At 31.5% G+C, this 20,663-nt stretch carries 24 protein-coding genes and 1 riboswitch; of the genes, 9 read left to right on the top strand and 15 right to left on the bottom strand.

Annotated features, from left to right (window positions below; translation table 11 throughout):
• Positions 1-76 precede the first annotated feature (76 nt).
• A riboswitch (TPP riboswitch) is annotated at positions 77-168 on the bottom strand.
• A 120-nt stretch (positions 169-288) separates the two neighbouring features.
• From arfB to Ollyesu_RS06415, 7 genes are read right to left on the bottom strand one after another with little or no spacing between them, the layout of a single operon-like run.
• Positions 289-696 carry an alternative ribosome rescue aminoacyl-tRNA hydrolase ArfB gene (arfB, locus tag Ollyesu_RS06445; RefSeq protein ID WP_279302973.1) on the bottom strand — a complete coding sequence of 136 codons (408 nt, stop codon included), beginning with the start codon at positions 694-696 and terminating at the stop codon, positions 289-291.
• Between the two features lies 1 nt (position 697).
• A complete protein-coding gene (locus Ollyesu_RS06440; RefSeq protein ID WP_279302972.1) occupies positions 698-2,251 on the bottom strand; it encodes a DUF4301 family protein in 1,554 nt (517 codons plus the stop codon).
• A complete protein-coding gene (locus Ollyesu_RS06435) occupies positions 2,241-2,816 on the bottom strand; it encodes an ATP-binding protein (protein WP_279302971.1) in 576 nt (191 codons plus the stop codon). The genes Ollyesu_RS06440 and Ollyesu_RS06435 overlap by 11 nt, the downstream gene beginning before the upstream one ends.
• Complete coding sequence (gene pnuC / locus Ollyesu_RS06430; RefSeq protein WP_279302970.1) at positions 2,777-3,409, bottom strand: nicotinamide riboside transporter PnuC; 633 nt, start codon at positions 3,407-3,409, stop codon at positions 2,777-2,779. The genes Ollyesu_RS06435 and pnuC overlap by 40 nt, the downstream gene beginning before the upstream one ends.
• Positions 3,393-3,653, bottom strand: coding sequence for a hypothetical protein (locus Ollyesu_RS06425; RefSeq protein WP_279302969.1), 261 nt, complete (start codon positions 3,651-3,653; stop codon positions 3,393-3,395). The genes pnuC and Ollyesu_RS06425 overlap by 17 nt, the downstream gene beginning before the upstream one ends.
• 1 nt (position 3,654) lies before the next feature.
• Positions 3,655-4,377 (bottom strand): geranylgeranylglyceryl/heptaprenylglyceryl phosphate synthase, encoded by a 723-nt coding sequence (locus Ollyesu_RS06420; RefSeq protein ID WP_279302968.1) that lies wholly within the window; start codon positions 4,375-4,377, stop codon positions 3,655-3,657.
• The gene (locus Ollyesu_RS06415; protein WP_279302967.1) at positions 4,377-5,003 is read right to left on the bottom strand and encodes a 4'-phosphopantetheinyl transferase family protein; all 627 of its coding nucleotides are present in this window, start codon (positions 5,001-5,003) and stop codon (positions 4,377-4,379) included. The genes Ollyesu_RS06420 and Ollyesu_RS06415 overlap by 1 nt, the downstream gene beginning before the upstream one ends.
• A 129-nt stretch (positions 5,004-5,132) precedes the next feature.
• Between Ollyesu_RS06415 and ahcY the strand changes: the two genes are divergently transcribed.
• Complete coding sequence (ahcY, locus tag Ollyesu_RS06410) at positions 5,133-6,449, top strand: adenosylhomocysteinase (RefSeq protein ID WP_279302966.1); 1,317 nt, start codon at positions 5,133-5,135, stop codon at positions 6,447-6,449.
• A 127-nt stretch (positions 6,450-6,576) separates the two neighbouring features.
• Entirely contained in the window at positions 6,577-7,038 is a 462-nt protein-coding gene (locus Ollyesu_RS06405) for a DUF1569 domain-containing protein (protein ID WP_279302965.1), read from the top strand.
• A 64-nt stretch (positions 7,039-7,102) separates the two neighbouring features.
• On the opposite strand, the gene rpmA is transcribed toward Ollyesu_RS06405, so the two are convergent.
• The 3 genes from rpmA to Ollyesu_RS06390 form a co-directional block, all read right to left on the bottom strand.
• Positions 7,103-7,363 carry a 50S ribosomal protein L27 gene (rpmA, locus tag Ollyesu_RS06400; RefSeq protein ID WP_019386009.1) on the bottom strand — a complete coding sequence of 87 codons (261 nt, stop codon included), beginning with the start codon at positions 7,361-7,363 and terminating at the stop codon, positions 7,103-7,105.
• Positions 7,364-7,403: 40 nt separating this feature from the next.
• Positions 7,404-8,123 (bottom strand): 50S ribosomal protein L21, encoded by a 720-nt coding sequence (gene rplU / locus Ollyesu_RS06395; RefSeq protein WP_279302964.1) that lies wholly within the window; start codon positions 8,121-8,123, stop codon positions 7,404-7,406.
• A 97-nt stretch (positions 8,124-8,220) separates the two neighbouring features.
• Positions 8,221-8,682 carry a DUF4199 domain-containing protein gene (locus tag Ollyesu_RS06390; protein ID WP_279302963.1) on the bottom strand — a complete coding sequence of 154 codons (462 nt, stop codon included), beginning with the start codon at positions 8,680-8,682 and terminating at the stop codon, positions 8,221-8,223.
• Positions 8,683-8,879: 197 nt separating this feature from the next.
• On the opposite strand from Ollyesu_RS06390, the gene Ollyesu_RS06385 reads away from it, so the two are divergent.
• Together Ollyesu_RS06385 and Ollyesu_RS06380 are read left to right on the top strand one after the other, a co-directional pair.
• A complete protein-coding gene (locus Ollyesu_RS06385; RefSeq protein ID WP_279302962.1) occupies positions 8,880-10,205 on the top strand; it encodes a pitrilysin family protein in 1,326 nt (441 codons plus the stop codon).
• Between the two features lie 16 nt (positions 10,206-10,221).
• Positions 10,222-12,300, top strand: coding sequence for a pitrilysin family protein (locus tag Ollyesu_RS06380; RefSeq protein WP_279302961.1), 2,079 nt, complete (start codon positions 10,222-10,224; stop codon positions 12,298-12,300).
• Positions 12,301-12,333: 33 nt separating this feature from the next.
• On the opposite strand, the gene Ollyesu_RS06375 is transcribed toward Ollyesu_RS06380, so the two are convergent.
• Positions 12,334-13,230, bottom strand: coding sequence for a DMT family transporter (locus Ollyesu_RS06375; protein ID WP_279302960.1), 897 nt, complete (start codon positions 13,228-13,230; stop codon positions 12,334-12,336).
• A gap of 97 nt (positions 13,231-13,327) precedes the next feature.
• Here Ollyesu_RS06375 and Ollyesu_RS06370 point away from each other — a divergent pair, with 97 nt between their 5' ends.
• The 5 genes from Ollyesu_RS06370 (at position 13,328) to Ollyesu_RS06350 (ending at position 16,985) form a co-directional block, all read left to right on the top strand.
• Positions 13,328-13,888 carry a heavy metal-associated domain-containing protein gene (locus tag Ollyesu_RS06370; protein ID WP_279302959.1) on the top strand — a complete coding sequence of 187 codons (561 nt, stop codon included), beginning with the start codon at positions 13,328-13,330 and terminating at the stop codon, positions 13,886-13,888.
• Positions 13,889-14,008: 120 nt separating this feature from the next.
• Positions 14,009-14,365: a hypothetical protein gene (locus tag Ollyesu_RS06365; protein WP_279302958.1), complete on the top strand. Its 357-nt coding sequence runs from the start codon at positions 14,009-14,011 to the stop codon at positions 14,363-14,365.
• 16 nt (positions 14,366-14,381) lie between these two features.
• Entirely contained in the window at positions 14,382-14,924 is a 543-nt protein-coding gene (locus tag Ollyesu_RS06360) for an ASCH domain-containing protein (RefSeq protein WP_279302957.1), read from the top strand.
• Positions 14,925-15,072: 148 nt separating this feature from the next.
• Positions 15,073-15,807, top strand: a complete 735-nt coding sequence (locus Ollyesu_RS06355) for a hypothetical protein (RefSeq protein WP_279302956.1) — start codon at positions 15,073-15,075, stop codon at positions 15,805-15,807.
• Positions 15,808-15,884: 77 nt separating this feature from the next.
• Entirely contained in the window at positions 15,885-16,985 is a 1,101-nt protein-coding gene (locus Ollyesu_RS06350; protein ID WP_279302955.1) for a hypothetical protein, read from the top strand.
• 27 nt (positions 16,986-17,012) lie between these two features.
• Here the strand turns inward: Ollyesu_RS06350 and gldD are convergent, their stop codons facing one another.
• The 4 genes from gldD to mutY all read right to left on the bottom strand — a co-directional run bounded on the left by gldD (position 17,013) and on the right by mutY (position 20,530).
• Entirely contained in the window at positions 17,013-17,591 is a 579-nt protein-coding gene (gene gldD, locus Ollyesu_RS06345) for a gliding motility lipoprotein GldD (RefSeq protein WP_279302954.1), read from the bottom strand.
• A 39-nt stretch (positions 17,592-17,630) separates the two neighbouring features.
• The gene (locus tag Ollyesu_RS06340) at positions 17,631-18,935 is read right to left on the bottom strand and encodes a gliding motility-associated protein GldE (RefSeq protein ID WP_279302953.1); all 1,305 of its coding nucleotides are present in this window, start codon (positions 18,933-18,935) and stop codon (positions 17,631-17,633) included.
• Between the two features lie 9 nt (positions 18,936-18,944).
• Positions 18,945-19,394 carry a single-stranded DNA-binding protein gene (gene ssb / locus Ollyesu_RS06335; protein ID WP_279302952.1) on the bottom strand — a complete coding sequence of 150 codons (450 nt, stop codon included), beginning with the start codon at positions 19,392-19,394 and terminating at the stop codon, positions 18,945-18,947.
• Between the two features lie 95 nt (positions 19,395-19,489).
• Positions 19,490-20,530 (bottom strand): A/G-specific adenine glycosylase, encoded by a 1,041-nt coding sequence (gene mutY, locus Ollyesu_RS06330; protein ID WP_279302951.1) that lies wholly within the window; start codon positions 20,528-20,530, stop codon positions 19,490-19,492.
• Positions 20,531-20,663 lie beyond the last annotated feature (133 nt).

Here is a 20,663-nt window from a genome sequence, read left to right as displayed (position 1 = left end):
AAAGAGGTCATTATTCTTAATTTGTTAAAATTTATTTTGTGTGATGTTAAGACCACCTCAACATAACACAGTTACACCAATTGGTGTTTTAATTTCCTAAACAGCATTACCTGTTCTAGGTTCAATGGGTATGATCTCAGCCGATAATAGGCACCCCTTTTTTGAGAACGTGACAAAGGTAAAGTAGAAATTTTAAATTTTAATGCTGAATTGGCATTTTTATAATAAATAATGAAGTGAGTTTAAAATGTGATATTGCAATATCACGATTATAATATATAAATAAAACTATTCGATATTAGGTTTTTTGCGATTAGCTTTACGTTCTGCATTCATTTTTTTGCTTTTTAGTCTTTTTTTAATGACTGCTCTAGGTATTTTGGTTGGCTTACGTATGGCTTCTACTTTTAAAGCATTTTCTAAAATGGATAATGCACGTTGTATAGCAATACCTTTATTTTTTAATTGACTTCTACTTTCGCCACACTGTAAAATAAGGACTTGATCTTTAGTTAACCTGCTTGACAGTTTTTCTTGTATTAATTGTTTTTGATCCTGAGTTAGCACTAAAGATTCTGCAACAGAAAAACTTAATTCAATTTTAGTAGCTACTTTATTAACGTGCTGTCCGCCACTTCCTGAGCTTCTAATAGCTTTTAGCTTAAACTCTTTTTCTAAAGCAGTTCTATTTAACATCCTATGAGACTTGATGTGTTGGTTTAAGTAAATCGTTGACTGTTTTAACCGGATTAAAGGTTACCAATGGGACTTCAACAAAAATAGTATTCCAATTAGCCATACTACCATTCCATAATCCAGGTAACTCTAACGCTTTAATATCTTTATTTACTTTTGTTTTCATGGTTATAAAAGCAGTTTGATAATCCACAAATTTTTGTAAATCATAGGTTTCGCCCTTATAATTTTTAATACTACAAACTATATCTACAGGGTTAAAATGGGTTGCGTGTTTTAGAATAGTTTTCTGAATTTTTGACTTCCTATCTATTTGCGCTGATTCCACAATTTGGAGAGATACATTAGCGCCTTCATCTTTTACCCAAAATGGTCCACCTCCTGGTTCACCTTCATTTTGTACCATACCACAAACACGAATTGGTCTATCCAACTTATTTTTTAAATAATCTATTTGATATTGCTTAGAATATTTTTCAAATTCTGGCGAAATAACCACATTCATTTTAGTTATTAAAAACTTAGCAATATCATTAATTTGTGTGTTTGACAACTCTTTTTCGTCTAAATCTTTGGCATATTTAAAAGCCTGTTCTTTGATAGAGATTAATAAGCCTGCTAATAGCTTTTTAGATTGCGCAACCTCTTCTTCATATTTATATACCACAACATTATCTATGTTTTTTATGAAAATGAGATCTGAATTAAAGTCGTTTAAATTCTCTAATAAAGCACCATGACCAGAAGGTCTAAAATACAATTGTTGATTATCCTCTCTGACAATCTCGTTTTTAGTTGTCACTGCTATGGTGTCTGTTGCTTCTTTTTGATATGAAAATGAAATATGAAAAGTCGTATTTGTTTTTTGCTCTACGATGTTTTGAATTCTAATAAACTCTTCATCAAATTTATCTTTATGTTTTTCTGAAATTGTGAAATGAAGCGTAGCCTCATTGTTAGTAGTTGCATACAAAGCTGCTTCAAATAAATGCTCCTCAAAAGCACTTGCCAAATGATCCTTGTACTTGTGAAATGGAAGTAATCCTTTTGGGAAAGAGCTAAAATTTAGCTGATTTTGATCTAAGATGGCTTTTACAAAAGCAACCAGCTTTTCATCATTACTTAATTGATTATAGTCTTTAATGTTTTCTTTTAAATAGTTAATGACCAAATCATAAAAAGGTAGTTTTTCAATACCTATAAAAAACAGTGATAATTCTGAAGCTTTATGTTTGTTAATATAAGCATTAATGCTTTCTTTATTTGGTTTATAATCTTTTAAAAAATCAAATAAAAACTTAAACATTCTGGTAGCAGCTCCAGATGCAGGTACAAATTTAATGATGTCCAACTGCTCTTTTTTAGTCTCGTAAATATTTATTAATTCTGAAGCTGTTTTATAAGATAATTGTATTATACCATCATCGATTGTAGCTGCTCTTTCAAGATTAATATATGGTAACCCAGTATTTAATAGCTCTAATTGTTGTTCTACTTTTTTTAAGGTTAAGCCTTTCTTTTTTATAAACTCTATGTCGGTTTTACTAAACTTCATTGTTTTTTTCTAATAATAGATCTATATGCTTGGTCGCTAATTTTAAACGCTCTTTTTTGTTTCCTTTTAATATAACATAGGGTTTGTCATACCTTATTAATGTGTCTTTAAACACTTTAAACATGGCTTCTCGCTCTTCAGGTTTATCGCGTAAATCATCTGCTTCCCAAGGTGTATCAATATACGTCAAAAAGTATAAATGGTATGTGTTTTCTAAAGCGTATTTTTCTATCATAGGATTACATGTTCCCGAATAATAAGTTTCAGAATACACCTTAGTTTCTAGTAAATCTGTATCACAGATTAAAACAGTATTTGTTTTTTTTGCTAATTTATTTTCAAGTGCCATTTGTCCCTTTGCAATAGGTAACAAATCATGAGGCTCGCAAGTTTTACGTTGGTTGTTCCATTTGTTTTGAAGGTATTCTCTTGCATATTCTGGTACCCAAACCGAGTTATAATAACGTGCTAACTGCTGAGATATCGTCGTTTTACCAGTACTTTCTGGTCCAAACAACACTACTTTTATGCAATCTGCTGGTTGCTGTTTAAGTGCTTTTTCCATGCTAAAAATCCTAAAATTGCTATAACGGTAAATCCTAAATATTGAAAACTAGTAAAAGTAAACCCTTTATAAAAATATAAAGGAACAGAAATAATATCTCCAACAATCCAAAATATCCAATTTTCTATTTTACGTTTGGCCATTAACCACATCCCTACAAAAAAGATTGCAGTAGTAATTGTATCCACATAAGCCACCCAACTAGTCCATTTATCAAAGGTTTTATACACGACAAAGACAAATAATAAAGTTGCTAAAAATATAATTAAACTTAGGGTTTTTTCTTTTTTTGTTGTTGTTGAAATTGGTGTCACCTGGTTATCTTCCCCTTTTCTTGTCCACACATACCAACCATAAACACTCATTATAAAATAATAAGCGTTAATCATCATATCACCTAAAAGTTCCCATTTTAGTAATAAATAGACAAATATTAATGTACTTATCATTCCTGTTGGAAATACTAGAATATGATTTTGTTTTGAAAACCAAACCGACAAAAAGCCAAAAACAACAGCTGTTATTTCTAGTCCAATATCTAAAGTTGAATACGTAGAATATTGACTAAATAAGAAATCAAAAATGTGGCTCATAATTACTTCTATCGGTTTTCACAACTTTCATAGTTAGGACGCAAATGTCTTGATTTTGAAATGATTCTTTGATTTTTTGATTCAAAAAAGGCATTAACAGATCAAAATCACCAAAAATCTGAGTGCTTAAGGGATTCTCTAAAACTTTAAATTCTGAATCTCTTAAAGCTTTTATAAAGTCAATGACATGTTGTTCATAATCATCTTGTAATGGAGATAATGTTAAATCTACTGATATGTTCATCTTATTTTTTTATGTCGTTAAAAAAAGAATCGTTCTTCTCAAAAGCAGTTCCTATAACCACTAAATCTGCGCCAGCTTGATAAGCATCTTCTAATTGTTGTTTATTTCTAATACCACCACCAACTATTAACGGAATTGTTAGTTCTTGTTTTACCAAACTAATCAAGTCTGTAGGAACAGGATGTAAAGCACCACTACCAGCTTCTAAATAAATTAGTTTTTTACCTAATAACTCTCCTGCTTTAGCTGTATCTGCTACTAACTGCTGTAGGGTTGTAGGTATTGGCTGTGTGTTTGTTACTTTTTGCACTGTAGTTTCTTTACCATTTTCAATTAATATATAACCTGTAGGAATGACTTCTAAATTGGTGTTTTTTAATAAGGATACTGCTTCAATTTGTTTTTCTATTAAGTACTTAGGATTACGACCAGATATTAATGATAAAAACAAAATAGCATCAGCATCTTTTGATATTTGTGTCACGTCTCCTGGAAATAAAACTATAGGTAAATGAGTTAAAGGTTTTAATGCAGAAACCAATTGTTGTGTGACTTCTACCTCAACCGTACTTCCTCCAACAAAAATGTGAGTTATTATAGAATTATTAATATTATCGGTTAATTGCGATATTAAATTTACATCAAATTTATCTGGATCTATTAATATAGCCAATAACTTGTCTTGTTTCGCTTTAGCGGAAAGTATGTCGTTGTAAACAGCCATTATTCTATAACATAAGCACAAGTAAAGCCATCAAATTCCAAATAATTGGCAGTGTACCTCTTTTTTAATCCTTTGTAATCAATCCAACAAATAGTTTCATCCTCTTCAAATGTAAAAGGAATCACTAAAAAGTGTTCTCTAAATAACATTCCAGGTGTTGCAAATAGCTTGTATAATGATTCTTTAATTCCCCAAATTACAGTTAATTTATTAATATAATCTGAAGCGCTTTTATCTAAATACTCAAATTCATACTCGACAAATTTCTTAGCAATAATTGCAATTTTATCGCGTTGCATTTCGATATCAATACCAACTTCTTTATTACTAATAATAACACCTGAAAATGTAAAACTATGTGTTATCGAAATGTGTTTACCATCTTTTAAATGTGGTTTTCCGTTATCATCATAATATAAATCTTGATCTGTATATCCAAAACTTCTTAGTAAATGTCGTACACTTAAAAACCCACGTTGGTGTAATTGGCTTTTCATACCTAAAACACGTGTTAAACTTTCTGGTTTTAAATTTAATGGTTGTATTAAATCATCGTAAGACTCATCAATCTTCCAGATTTTAACAGTAGTTTGTGAGTTTACGGTAATGGTTTTATAGAGAGGCATTTAATATTCTAAAATGTATTAGTTATCTTTGCATCGCCTAAGGCGAATTGGATACTTTGGTTAAGCGAATTTAACCAATTTTAGTGCTATTGCCAAAGGTGTATCATTTAATAAAAATTAAGAAAAAATATGAGCACAAAAACAATTGCTTACGTACCAAACAAAGTAAAAGATATGTCGCTTGCGGCTTGGGGAAGAAAAGAAATTAATTTAGCTGAAGCTGAAATGCCAGGCTTAATGAGTCTTCGTGAAGAATACAAAAACGAGCAACCTTTAAAAGGCGCACGTATTGCAGGATGTTTACACATGACTATCCAAACTGCGGTTTTAATTGAAACGTTACAAGCTTTAGGTGCAGAGGTGACATGGAGTTCTTGTAATATATTCTCAACACAAGATCAAGCTGCTGCTGCTATTGCTGCTGCTGGAACTGCAGTTTATGCATGGAAAGACATGACAGAAGAAGAGTTTGACTGGTGTATAGAACAAACTTTATTCTTTGGCGAAGACCGTAAACCATTAAATATGATTTTAGATGATGGTGGTGATTTAACTAATATGGTTTTAGATAAATACCCAGAATTATCTGAAGGTATTAAAGGATTATCTGAAGAAACGACTACTGGTGTACATAGATTATACGAGCGTGTTAAAAATGGGACATTAACGATGCCAGCAATTAACGTAAACGACTCGGTAACAAAATCTAAGTTTGATAATAAATACGGTTGTAAGGAATCTGCAGTCGATGCTATCCGTCGTGCAACAGATATTATGTTAGCAGGTAAGCGTGTAACTGTTTGTGGTTATGGTGATGTGGGTAAAGGTACTGCTGCTTCTTTTAAAGGTGCTGGAAGTATTGTAACCGTAACAGAAATTGATCCAATATGTGCATTACAAGCTGCAATGGACGGTTTTGAAGTAAAAAAATTAGAAACTGTAGTTGGTAACAGTGATATTGTTATTACTACTACAGGAAATAAAGATATCGTTCGTGCTGAGCATTTTGAAGCAATGAAAGATAAAACTATAGTATGTAACATTGGTCACTTTGATAACGAAATCCAAATGGATTGGTTAAACAAAAACTACGGAAACACTAAAGATACTATTAAACCTCAAGTTGATAAATATAATGTTAACGGTAAAGATATTATTATCTTAGCAGAAGGACGTTTAGTTAACCTAGGTTGTGCAACTGGACACCCTAGTTTTGTAATGAGTAACTCGTTTACAAACCAAACGTTAGCACAAATCGAGCTTTGGAAAAATGCTGATAAATATGAAAATGATGTGTATATGTTACCTAAGCATTTAGATGAAAAAGTAGCTAAATTACACTTAGAAAAAATTGGAGTTGAGTTAACAGAACTTAAAGACTACCAAGCTGAATATATTGGTGTAACTGTAGAAGGACCTTACAAGCCTGAGCACTACAGATACTAATAAATAAACGTCATGCTAAACTTGTTTCAGCATCTCATTAAATAATTAAGACCCAGACGTAACTGTTTGGGTTTTTTTATTTTACCTATTTAATTAGTTACCTTCACAAGAATATTATATTTATATAATGAGTACAAAAAAATTAAATCTTACACTAAACAGTTTAGAGTCACATATTGAAAGCTACAATATGCTAAACCAAAACATCTCTAAAGCAACAGTGGGTTGGCACATAGATCATAGTCTAAAAGTTATAAATAGTGTTTGTTTATCACTTCAAAAATCTGAACCTGAAACTTACAAAAACAACTTTAGTTTTGTTGGAAAAGTATTTTTTACTCTAGGCTTTTTTCCAAGAGGAAAAGCTAAAGCGCCTAAATACGTTAGACCTCCAGAAACTATTTTAAAAGAGGATTTATTACAGCAAATGCAACAAGTCAAAGCTAATATTAAAACTATCAGCCACTTAGATCAAAATGCGTATTTTAAACATCCATTATTTGGACATATTAATAAAAAAAGAGTCCCTCATTTTTTAACGCTTCATACTAATCATCATTTAAAAATAATTAAAGAAATATTAAATTAGATAAAACAAAAAACGCCTTTCTTTTCAGAAAGGCGTACTTTAATTTTTTTTGGATAAAAAATTTCTAAGCCTCAAAAGGCTCAATAGAAACGTAAGACTTGTTGTCTTTTTTCTTTGTAAATTTTACTACACCATCAACTTTAGCATGTAAAGTATGGTCTTTTCCTTGGTATACATTTTCACCTGGATGGTGTGTATTACCACGTTGTCTTATGATGATGTTACCAGCAATAGCAGCTTGTCCACCAAAAATCTTAACGCCTAAACGTTTCGATTCTGATTCTCTACCATTCTTCGAACTACCAACTCCTTTTTTGTGAGCCATGATCTTAAGGTTTTATAATGTTAATATAAAGTGGTTGCTATTACGCTTTACCACCATCTAATTCGTCTTGCCATTTCTTTAACTCATCCCACTTACCATCTGCAGCTAATTTAGCTTGTGCTGGCCAAGTGTCAGTCACGTGATTACCACGTACACCTGCGATGATTTCAGATATTGCTTCTGGTTTAGCTTTAGCTAAATCTGCAAAAGTTGCGATTCCTGCTTCTACTAACGTCGATGCAATTTTTGGTCCAATACCTTCGATTTTCTTTAAATCGTCAGCTTTTCCTGTTGCTTTTTTAGCAGCTGGTTTTGCAGCAGCTTTAGCTTTAGGCTCAGCTTTTTTAGCTTCTGCTTTTGGCGCAGCAGCTTTAGGTTCTGTTTTCTTAGTTTCTTTTTTCGGAGTAGCTTTTTCAGCTTTTTCAGCTTTTTTAGCTGGCTTAGCTCCAGAAGCTACAATATTTTCAATTATAATTTCAGTTAAAGATTGTCTGTGTCCATTTTTAACACGATAACCTTTACGTCTTTTCTTTTTGAAAACAATAACTTTATCACCTTTAAGGTGCTTTAAGACTTTTGCACTTACTTGTGCTCCGCCTATAGCTGGGGCGCCTACAGTTATGTTGCTACCATCTGCAATTAAAAGAACGTTATCGAAATCTACTTTCTTACCTTCTTCTGTTGCTAAACGGTTAACAAAAACTTTTTGGTCTTTTTCAACTTTAAATTGATGCCCTGCTATCTCTACAATTGCGTACATAGCGTAACGTTTTTATTAATTAATTTGTATAAAATAATCTCGCTTTCCTGAGAAAACGGATGCAAATATACTTCTAATTAATTAATCTACAAACGTTTTATCCATTTTGAGGAATATTTCTGCTCTTTTTAAAATATTGCATGCACGTTAAAGTTATAACTACTGTTGTTGCAAAACCCATAATGGCTACTACAAAAGCTACTAAACCTATATGCACGTTGTAATCTCCCTTAAAAACTGTTAGTAATTGACTTAAAAAATCTGAATTAACTTCTGTAGCATAAAATGTAAAGAATACTGTAAATAATATAGCTGCAATAAATCCAGCAATCACACCAACTGTAAAGCCTCCAGAATAACTAAAATTATCACCCTGTTCTAATTTGTAATATTTAATGGCTTCAAAAATTCCAAAACCAGTAATAACACCATTAAATAAACTAAATATTGGATTGGTATGTAAATTAAACAGTGATAACAATAAAAAATAAGCGACTAAACAGGCACTCATAACTAACCCAAATCTAATAGGAAGGATGGGAAGGGAAAATATTTTCATAGTAAAAAATTGGTTTTTTTGGTTAATAATCACTTTAAATTTCGTGAAAATGAAATTGATTTCATATAATTTGATGTTAATTTTTAACAAATTAGACTATAAAACGTACTTGTATTGCTATTTTTGTAATAACTGTTGTAACAAAAAACTACAATAGTATACTAATACTTAAACTGATAAATTAAATAATCAAACACATGAAAAAAAGTTTATTCTCATTAGCTGCTTTGCTTTTAGCTGGTTTTACAGCTACAGCGCAAGAAGTTAAGTTCGAAGAGTATGATTTAGATAACGGTATGCACGTTATTTTACATCAAGACAACTCTGCTCCTGTAGTTACTACATCTGTGATGTATCACGTTGGTGCTAAAGATGAAGATCCAGAACGTACTGGAATGGCTCACTTCTTTGAGCATCTATTATTTGAAGGTACCGAAAACATAGAACGTGGCGAATGGTTTACCATTGTAAGTTCTAATGGTGGTAGTAACAATGCCAATACTACAGATGATCGTACATATTATTATGAAATTTTCCCTTCTAACAGCTTAGAATTAGGTTTATGGATGGAATCTGAGCGTTTAATGCATCCAATAATTAACCAAGTAGGAGTTGACACCCAAAACGAAGTAGTTAAGGAAGAAAAACGTTTACGTGTTGACAACTCTCCTTATGGTCGATTTATTGAAAATGTAAAGCTTCACATGTTTAAAAAACATCCTTATAAAGGAACAACCATTGGTAAAATGGAACATCTTGATGCTGCAACCTTGGAGGAGTTTCAAGCTTTTAATAAAAAATTCTATGTGCCAAATAATGCTGTTTTAGTTGTTGCAGGTGATATTGATATCGCTAAAACAAAAAAAATGATTGAAGACTATTTTGGACCAATTCCTAGAGGAGAAGATATTGTTAGAAACTTCCCTAAAGAAGATCCTATTACGCAACCAATGCGCGAAAAAGCATATGACCCAAATATCCAAATCCCAGCAATTATGGCAGCATACAGAACGCCTGCTATGACAGAAAGAGATGCTTATGTTTTGGATATGTTATCAAGCTATTTAAGTGATGGTAAAACATCTAAACTTTATAAAAAAATGGTTGACGATAAAAAAATGGCATTACAAGTTGGTGCTTTTAACCAAAGTCAAGAAGATTACGGAACCTATATCTTATACGGTTTACCACTAGGTGATAATTCTTTAGACGATATATTAGCTGGAATTGATGAAGAATTAGTAAAAGTTCAAAACACATTAATGTCTGAAAGAGATTACCAGAAACTTCAAAACAAATTTGAAAACCGTTTTGTTAGCTCTAATTCTAGTGTTTCAGGTATCGCAAATTCTTTAGCACGTTACTACATGCTTTATGATGATGTCAACTTAATCAATAATGAAATTGATATTTACAGATCAATCACAAGAGAAGAAATTCAAGCAGTTGCTAAAAAATACTTAAATCCTAATCAAAGATTGGTATTAGAGTATTTACCAGAATCTAAAGAAGAAAAACAATAATCTAGAAACAAATAAAATGAGAACAAAAATAACAGCCTTATTTGCAGTATTGTTTATATCTATTTCGGCAACAGCACAGATAGATAGATCAATACAACCAAAACCAGGTCCTGCTCCATCTATCACATTGGAAGTACCTGGAGAATTTGAATTAAAAAACGGACTTAAAGTCCTTGTAGTAGAAAACCATAAATTACCAAGAGTTTCTTACTCTTTAACCATAGATAATCAACCTATCGCTGAAGGTGATAATGCAGGTGTATCTGCTATGTTAGGTGCTATGCTAGGAAATGGTACAACCAATATTTCTAAAGACGCCTTTAATGAAGAAATCGACTTTTTAGGTGCTAGACTTAATTTTAGATCTAATGGTGCTTTTGCAAGCGGACTTTCTAAATACTCTGAGCGTATTTTAGAATTAATGGCAGACGCTGCTCAAAACCCATTATTTACTCAAGAAGAGTTCGAAAAAGAAAAAGAACGTGTATTAGACGGTTTAAAAAGCAGCAAAAAAAGTGTTGATGCAGTTGCAGATCGTGTTGGAGGTGCATTATCTTATGGGACTAAACACCCATATGGTGAATTTATTTCTGAAGAAACAGTAAACAACATTACATTAGATAATGTAAGAGCATTTTACCAAAAATACTTTAACCCTAACAATGCCTATTTAGTTGTTGTTGGAGACGTAGACTTTAAAACTGTCGAAAAACAAGTAAAAAAATACTTCAAAAAATGGGATAAAGGTATCGACATTACCACTAACCTTATAGAGCCAAATAACAATGTCCCTAGTACACAAATTAATTTTGTGAATATGGATAACGCTGTACAATCAAACATTTCATTAACTAACAATGTAAAGTTAAAAATGAATGATCCAGATTATCACGCAGTTTTAATTGCTAATAAAATTTTAGGTGGTGGATTTAATAGCTACTTAAACATGAATCTTCGTGAAGCTAATGGTTGGACCTATGGTGCGCGTTCTGGTATTGGAACCTCGCGTTATGGAGCGTCTAGATTTACTGCAGGTGCTGCAGTTAGAAACATGGTAACAGACAGTGCAGTTGTTGAAACTTTAAAAGAAATTAAGCGCATTAAAAATGAGCCAGTTTCTGCTGAAGACCTAGCCAATGCTAAAGCTAAATACGTTGGAGATTTTGTCTTGGCTTTAGAAAGCCCTCAAACTATTGCACGTTACGCGTTAAATATTAAGTTAAACGACTTACCATCTGATTTTTACAAAACATATTTATCAAAAATTAATGCTGTAACTATAGAAGATGTACAACGTGTTGCTAACAAATACTTTAAACCAGAAAATGCTAGAATTATAATTGTTGGTAAAGGTAGTGATGTTATCCCTGGATTAGAAAAAACAGGATTACCAATTAAATATTTTGACCCTTATGCTAATCCAGTAGAAAAACCTGAGTTTTCAAAACCAATTCCAGCAGGTGTAACAGCAAAAACTGTAATTGACAACTATATTAATGCTGTTGGAGGTACCTCAAACATTAAAATGGTGAATACTGTTAAAATGGATGGAGATGTCACTATTGAGGGTGTTCCAATTCCTTTAAAAGTAGAAATGAAAAGAATGTCACCAAACAAAGAGTCTATGGAAATGACTGCTGAAGGTATGGGTACATTAATGAAACAAAAATGGGATGGTACTGCTGGATACAGAGAACAGCAAGGACAAAGAATGCCATTATCTGATGAAGAAATTGCAGAAAAACAAACAGACTTAGGGATGTTTCCAGAAACAAAATATGATATGTCCAACGTTACTTTAGAAAGTATTGTGACTATAGATGGAGCAGATAACTATAAAATGAAAGTTATGGTTGGAGATAAAGAAACATACCGCTTTTATAATGTTGACACAGGTTTACTATCTCAAGCAGAATCAACTACAGAAGCACAAGGTCAGAAAGTAACCTCAACTATCAAGTACGATAACTATTCTGAAGTAAACGGAGTTAAGTTTCCTTACGGACAAACTATTGTGGCTGGTCCACAAACCATATCTATGAATATTAAAAATGTAAAAGTAAACGAAGGTGTCACTGATGCAGATTTTAACTAATAGTTAGAGTATAATCTTAAAAAAATCCGAAGCTTAAGTGCTTCGGTTTTTTTTTGCTTTCCAATTAGCTAAGTACACACCTGATAAAATAATAAGTGTTGCTAAACCTTGCATCCAGCTAAAGGTTTCACCATCTAAAATACCCCAAATTAAAGCAACGATAGGCATGATATAAGTTACCGAAGATGCAAATACAGGAGTTGATATTTGCACCAATTTATTAAATAACACTTTGGCAAGAGCAGTTCCAAAAAAAGACAATATTGCCACATAACCTATAGCTTCATTAAACACAGCATTCTCAAAATTTTCAAACTTAAAAAAATCGGCAAAAATTAAAACTATCAATGCAGGAATAAAAATAACTACATAATTTCCTGTAGCTATAGCTAAAGGTTTTACATCTTGTAAATAACGCTTTATAATATTAACATTGGTTGCGTACATTAATGTAGACGCAATAACAAAACCTGCATACCAATAGTTTTGATTTGGATTTAAGTCGGCACCTTCTAAAATTAAAATAGAAGTCCCAATAAATCCTATAATTATTCCAATGACCTGTCTAATATTACTTGCTATTTTAAATACAGCAACACCAAGCAAAATTGTATTTAAAGGCACTAAACTATTTAATACAGACACGACAGCACTATCAATTTGGGTTTCGGCAATAGCAAAGAAAAACGCAGGAATAAAAGACGCTACAAAACCAGATATAGCAATCCACTTCCAAGCCTCTTTTTTTATAGTTTTTAGCTTATTAAAGCCTACAGCAAACAAAAACAATCCAGTAATAATAGTTCTTAAAGCTCCTAATTGGTATGCATTTAGACCTAATAATGCCTTTTTAATCAATATAAAAGAGGTTCCCCAAATTAGCGACAAAACAAGTAAATACACCCATTTTGTAGAATTGTTATTTTGCATAGTCAAGATTTACACTACAAAAATGGAATATTAAAAACAATAAAGCATAATATTTAGTAGTTTTGTATTTATAACTATATAATTAAATACTATTAAAATGAAATCATTTAAACACATACTTGTACTTGTTTTAGTAACAGTTTTTACATTTAGTTGTAAAAACGAAGTGCAACCTGAAGTAAAAACTGTGTCTTCAAAAACTGAAACTACTACCAAAACCATAAACCCTAATGCTAAATTGGCTAAAGCCGAATTTAAAATTGAAGGTATGACCTGTCCAATGGGTTGTGCTAAAACTATCGAGAAAAAAATGGCTAAAATGGAAGGTGTAAAATCTGCGGTTGTAGATTACGACCGTCAATTAGCGATGGTTGAGTATGACGAAGCTATCGTGACTCCAGCTACTTTAGAAAGTACTGTAACTGGTGTTTCTGATACTTACAAAGTAAAAGATATGCAAACTGTTGAAGCTTTCTCTAATGCTAAAAAAGCATGCACTATGAAGTGTAAAGCAGATTGCACAAAAGAAAACTGTGCAGATTGCGCTGCTAAAACAGCAGAATGTAAAAAGAAATGTGCTAGTAAAACCGAAGCAGAAAAAATGGCTTGTGCCAAAGACTGTAAAAAAGCATGTTGTGCAGAAGCAAAAAAAGCTTAATTAACATATCAACACATTATATAAAAGCCTCGAAATATCGAGGCTTTTTTAGTTATATATTTCTTAAAGTTTAAGCTAAACAATCAATGTTTATTAAATTTAGTAGCTAATACTTTAAATATGAAAAAAGTACTATTACTTGTATTTATTCTCGTGTCAAGTTTATCTTTTGCACAAAAATCTGTTTTCGAGTTAAAACCTTCACAAAGCATGTCTATAACAGGTAAAGGATCTGGACAAGATGCTGCAATAAACCCTTACTCAGCTTCTGACTGTATAGCTGTAATAAAAAATATTGGTAAAAATAAGTTTACAATACGTATACAAAAGAAAGGAGAAATTATAAAAACTATTATAATCTTACCTAAATCAACTAAAAAGATTGTTCTTAAAAAAGAAGAAGAACTGTATTTAGATAGTATTCTTAAAAGTAAAGCTGACGTAACTTTTGAAAAAGACGAAAACAGTTATTTATAAACAATATTAACAATCTATGAAACATATAACAATTATTTTGTTTTTAGCTGTAATAAGCTGTAAGACAGAATCAAAAGATGAAAACGGAATTGATCAAACCGTTTATAATATGTGGAGTAATTTTACTAAGTCAAATCCTGAATTTAAAAACGAACAACTCCCAGATTCATGGTATTTTCATAATAATAAAGAGGATGCCAATAGGTTAGCCAAATTAGTAATAAACAAAAAAAAGCAAGCAGGCTCTGGTTTATATCAATGGTATAAAGCCGCAAATGCAGACTTACCAAAAACAGGGACAAAACATATTATCACAGATTTTAACGGAAAAGCGCAAGCCATAATAGAAATTAAAAAAGTAGATACCATCCCTTTTAATAAAATATCTAAAGACTATGCAAAGATGGATATGGGAACACATATCGAGCCTTTAAAAAAATGGAGAAAAGCGCATTGGGATTTTTTTGCAAGTACGATGGAAGAAAGCAAGCAAAAACCAACAGAAAATATGCTTGTAGTTTGCGAAATATTTGAAACTATCTGGACTAAAAATAATTAGTCTTTACAAAATGAAATTAATACTAAATACGGTTTCAAAATTTTTTTTAATATTCTATATGTGATTTGTTTGCTAACTTAGTTGCATTACAACGCAACTAACATACACAAAACCGTTGTGTGCAAGCTAAAGAAACATTGTGCAAAGAATGAAATACAGTAAAGACGACATACTTCAGATGTTGATTTCTCAATATCAATTCGCAATTGAATTTGATCCGGTTGTTATCAAGGGAATGGACTTTAATTATGATAGTTCAATCTTTGATTGGCGAGATGCTTGTGATTTAGTAAATCCCAAAAAATTGGCTAAAATCTATCACACAGAATTTAAAATTGAAAGACCACTTTTGGAATTGGAAGACATTTTAATAAATGAAGATGATAGAACTGTATCTGACTTTTGTGAATACATTTCTAAATACGCTGAAAGGGAAAATATTGAGCCAATTAAACTTTTAGGGCAGAATTGTCAAACAGCGTCAATATTTAGAACACTAAAACAGAATTTGACTGAAAAAGGAGCTGACACGACTGAATTAAAACCAAGTTCCGAAATAAACCCATTTTTTCTAAAATATGGTGTACTATTGATTGATGAAGTCAATAGAATTGCACCAGGGACAATGATGGAATTTGAATTTAAGTCACATAAGTTATCTCGAATTGGGCGAAATATTATGTTTATCGGAATTTTTGCGATGATTGGAGTTTGGTGGTTTTGGAGTTTTAATTGGTGGTCAACTTTACCAATAATAATCGGAATTATATTATTTCAAATTGGAGACAAAAATCAACCAGAAAAATTAAATCTTGGTGGATTTCAAAACTTCCGAGAATTGATTTATGGAATGAAAAATAAATTAAACAAAGCCATAACATAACAAAGTAAAGTGGTAAAAACAAGTAAAACTCATTAATTTTTCACTAAAATACTTTTATATTCATTATTTTTATTTCCATGAAAAAACCGTTAAATTTTTTATTAATAATAGTTTTTGTTTACTGTTTATGTGGTTGCAATAAAGATGATGAAACTGTAGATGTTGTTGCACCAATTTCTACAGATATTTCTATCTCAACCTCCCAAAGTTTTATAAGTTGGGTTGACTCTGTAGATTTATTGCAAAAACTAAATAACGCCTTAAGTTACAATTACGGAAATGCAAATGAAACTGAAACTGAAAAACAGCAAAGTTTTAACGTAGATACTACTCAAGTCATTGCGACTATTAACTTTAAGACTGCATTTCAAAATGCATACAGTGATATTAATCCATCTAATAATTCTGTGACCATTCAACTTGAAAAAAATATTGGAGTCGAGTTAAAAGCAGATGGACCAGGTGGTACTTATAGTCTTATAACCTCTGTATTAGCACCTGGATATAATCCGATAGAAGCTCCAGATTGTAGTCATAACGCATTTGGAGAACATATTGATGAAATATTTGACAACGAATTAAACGCTAACGTTTTTCGATTTTTCATTCACACAACACCTGATGATGACCGTTGTATAAATTTTGACAGACAACGCAACGAAATAAAAAGTTATGATCAATCTCCTGATAATTTATTGGGCACAGAAAATGAAACGGTAGTCTATAATTGGAAGTTTAAATTAAATTCCGGATTTCAATCTTCACCTAATTTTACGCATTTGCACCAGTTAAAGTCTGTAGGAGGTGATTTGTCTAGTCATCCAATGTATACTTTAACAACAAGAAAAAGTAATCCGGACAGACTAGAATTACGTTACGGAGAAACAGACTCTTCTATTATATTAAAACAAACCGATTTAGCACCTTTTATAGCAACTTGGTTAGAAGTTACAGAAACTATAACTTATGGTACAAATGGGACCTATGATATTGAGATAAAAAAAGTTAATGATGGTACAACTTTATTTACCTACTCTAATAATTCAATTAATAATTGGAGACCTAATGCTACATTTGTTAGACCAAAATGGGGAATTTACAGAAGCTTAATAAATGTTGGAGATCTTAGGGATGAAGAAGTACTGTTTGCTGATTTCAAAATTACCGAGATTGAATGATATATATCTATATACATATTTAAAATACTACTTCCATTCAACACTTTCCATAATACGTTTTATATCCTTTTGTAAATAGTGAGCTGCTGGTAAAATAGAATCGTAATTAGGTTTTGCATAAAAGTATAAGGATCCTGTTAAAAAGTGATTAACACTATCTGTAACATAAAACTGAGATTGTGATGCTGCATTACCTCCAACTTCATAAAACATTCCATATACGTTATTTACAGGGTTTTCCCAAACTACTTCTTCTATTGCATCTGCTTTTTTAGTATGCTCTTGTGTAAAGTTCTGTGCGTTTTTTAGGTATTGGATCAATCGGTCTTTACCATCTATTGCTTTATAAGTTAAATAGATAGTCCCTTTTAGTTTTTTATACTCTATATTTAATCCAAAACTTGTTACATCGTCGGTTAATGGTTTATACCGTATGGTGTCACTTAGACTATTTCTGTCAAAACTAAATGGTAAATTTTGATTGTAGGCTTTATAATTAGCTTGTGGATATTCTAAACGCAAATATCCTTTTGGTTTTGGTATAGGATCGCTTCCACAACCTATACAGCTTATTATTAAAAGTAAAAGAATGAATTTATATCTCATATTTAAATACTTAAGCAAAGTTAAGTGTATTCTTAAGTTTTATGGTAAAGTCACCTTAACGCGTTTGATACGCTTTTTATCCAATGCCTCTATAGTAAAAACGTAATTTTCAAAATTTATTTTACTGTTTCGTTTAGGAAAACCTCCCGAATTTTCTAAAATAAATCCAGCCAGAGTTTCTGCTTCACCTTTATGGTCTTCAAAAACAATATCATCTTCTAGCTTAATTATTTTATAAAAATCTTTTAATGCTGTTTTACCTTCAAAAACATAATTTTTATTGTCTAATTTAGAATAGATTAAATCTTCGTCATCAAACTCGTCACTAATATCTCCAACAATTTCTTCAATTATATCTTCTAAAGACACCAGTCCAGAAGTCCCACCATACTCATCCACCACAACAGCTAGATGGACTTTCTTTTCTTGGAATTCTGCCATTAAATCGTCCAACTTCTTGTTCTCTGGGACAAAAAATGGGTCTCTTAACAGTGTGGTCCAATCAAATGTTTTTTTGTCTATATAAGGTAGTAAATCTTTAACATACAATACACCAACAATAGTATCCATATTATCCTTAAACACTGGTATCCTAGAATAACCATTGTTAGTTATTTCAGAAATAATCTCGCTATATGGTTGTTCTACATTTAAAGCAAATACATCTATACGAGGTTGCATAACTTGCTTAGTATCTGTGTTACCAAAACTAACAATACCTTGTAGTATTTTTTGTTCTTCTTTGGTGGTATCATGCTCACTGGTTAACTCTAATGCTTGAGATAATTGGTCTACACTTATATTGGACTTTTGCTTTCCTAATTTATTATGAATCCCTAAAGTTATACTTCGCATTGGCAGGCTTAATGGCGAAAACAACACATCCAATACACGTAATGGGTAAGCCATAAATGTGGAGAACTTTAGATTATTACGACTAGCATAAATCTTTGGTAAAATCTCTCCAAACAATAGTATTAAAAAGGTTATAACAACAACTTCCACCACAAACTTAACAACTACAGAAGAAATACCAGAAAACAAATAATTACCTAAAAAAGCAAACAGGATGACTATACCAATGTTTATAAAATTGTTGGCTACCAATATAGTGGCTAATAGCTTTTTTGGACGTGCTAACAACTTAGTTATAATCTGTATTTGTTTTTTGTTTTGTATCGCTTCATCTTCTAAATCTGATTTTGATAAAGAAAATAAAGCAACCTCTGCTCCAGAGATCATCGCAGAGCAAATTAGTAGTACTATTAAGAGCACAAAACCTAGTGCAACGTTAATATTGTCTGTAATGATTAATGCTATAAAACTCGAGGGTTCAGGATCCATAGTTAATAATTAAAACGGAAGGTCATCGTCACCAGCTATGGGTTGCGATGTTGGTTTTTCTGTATTTGGTTTAGCTTGTTGTTGCACATTATTATTTGCAGCAGCAGTAGCATCACTGTCCTTTTTAGTACTTAAAAAGGTAAAGTCTGTTACTTGTATTTCTGTGCTATATCTATCGTTACCAGAATCATCTTGCCATTTTCTAGTTTTAATTCTGCCTTCTACATATACTTTATCACCTTTAGTAAGGTATTTTTCACAAATTTCTGCAGCTTTATTACGTACAACAATATTATGCCACTCTGTATTAGTTACACGCTCGTTAGTTTGCTTACTGGTATAAGTTTCGTTAGTTGCTAACGGAAAACGTCCCACACAACCACCTCCTTCAAAATAGTGCATTTTTACTTCATCTCCTAAATGCCCAATTAGCATTACTTTATTAAGTGTTCCTGACATAAATTATGGATTTTATTACCGCTACAAAATTACAGTTTTAAGCGTCAATGTAAATAAATTTAATAAAAAATATTGAAGTGCTGACTGTTAAGCTTTTAAAAATTGAATTTTTCAATAAAATTTCCAATCAAAATTGGCACTGGATATGTTTGGATATTAGAAGTTAAAACACCCTCTGGTAATTCTTGCTCTAAGTTTACAATCCAAAATTTAGTATACAAATGTTGATGTGATAATTTATGAATAATGGGCTTCTGATTGAAAACGGTTAACTGAAACGTTTTACCTTTTAAAACATTTAAATTTTCTATTTCACTATAAATGGTTGAATGATTGGCTTCATTAGAGGTTTCAATTAACGGAAATTGATATAAGTTTTGCCAAATCCCTTGACCTTGACGTTGTTCTAAAATTGTTTTTTGATCTCTAGAAAGTATCACGATATAGTTAAAATGCTTTTTGGTAACCTTGGTGTTTTTCAGCTTGACTGGTAAATCGCTTATTATGTTTTTTTGTATGGCTACACATTTGTTGTTAAAAGGACAACTATTACAATCTGGATTTTTAGGCTTACATAATCTAGCACCAAACTCCATAATAGCTTGATTAAATGTAGCTGGTTGTTTAGTATCTATTAATTGTTGTGCAAGCGTTTTAAAAGTTTTAAATCCTTGAGTAGTGTTAATAGGTGTTTCAATACCATAAAGTCTAGATAAAGCTCTATACACGTTTCCATCTACCACAGCTGTAACTTCATCAAAACAAATTGAAGCTATCGCGCTTGCAGTATAATCTCCAACACCTTTTAACTTAATAATTTCTTCAAATGTATCTGGGAATTTACCATCCAGCTCAGTAACAATATATTTAGCAGATGCATGTAAATTTCGAGCTCTAGAGTAATATCCTAGTCCTTGCCATAATTTTAACACCTCTTGTTCTTCAGCTTCAGCTAAATCAAAAACAGTAGGGAAATTTGCAATAAAAGACTCATAATAGGGTAACCCTTGTATAACTTGTGTTTGTTGTAGAATAATTTCGGAAAGCCAAATAAAATAAGGGTTTTTGGTGTTGCGCCAAGGTAAATCTCGTTTATTATCTGTATACCAATTGATTAATTGTTTTGATATGTTCATTTATTGTTAAAAAGTAAGAAATACAAAAGTAAAGTTTATCACTTTAAATTTTAATGAATTAGGTTTGAAATATTGAATATTAAATGACTATATTTGCCAACCCTTAGAAAAATTAATAACCCAAACACTAAAA

The sequence above is a fragment of the Olleya sp. YS genome (assembly GCF_029760915.1).
Lineage (GTDB): Bacteria > Bacteroidota > Bacteroidia > Flavobacteriales > Flavobacteriaceae > Olleya.
Note: the sequence above shows the minus strand (reverse complement) of the source record. Positions and strands in the feature narration are given on the sequence as shown.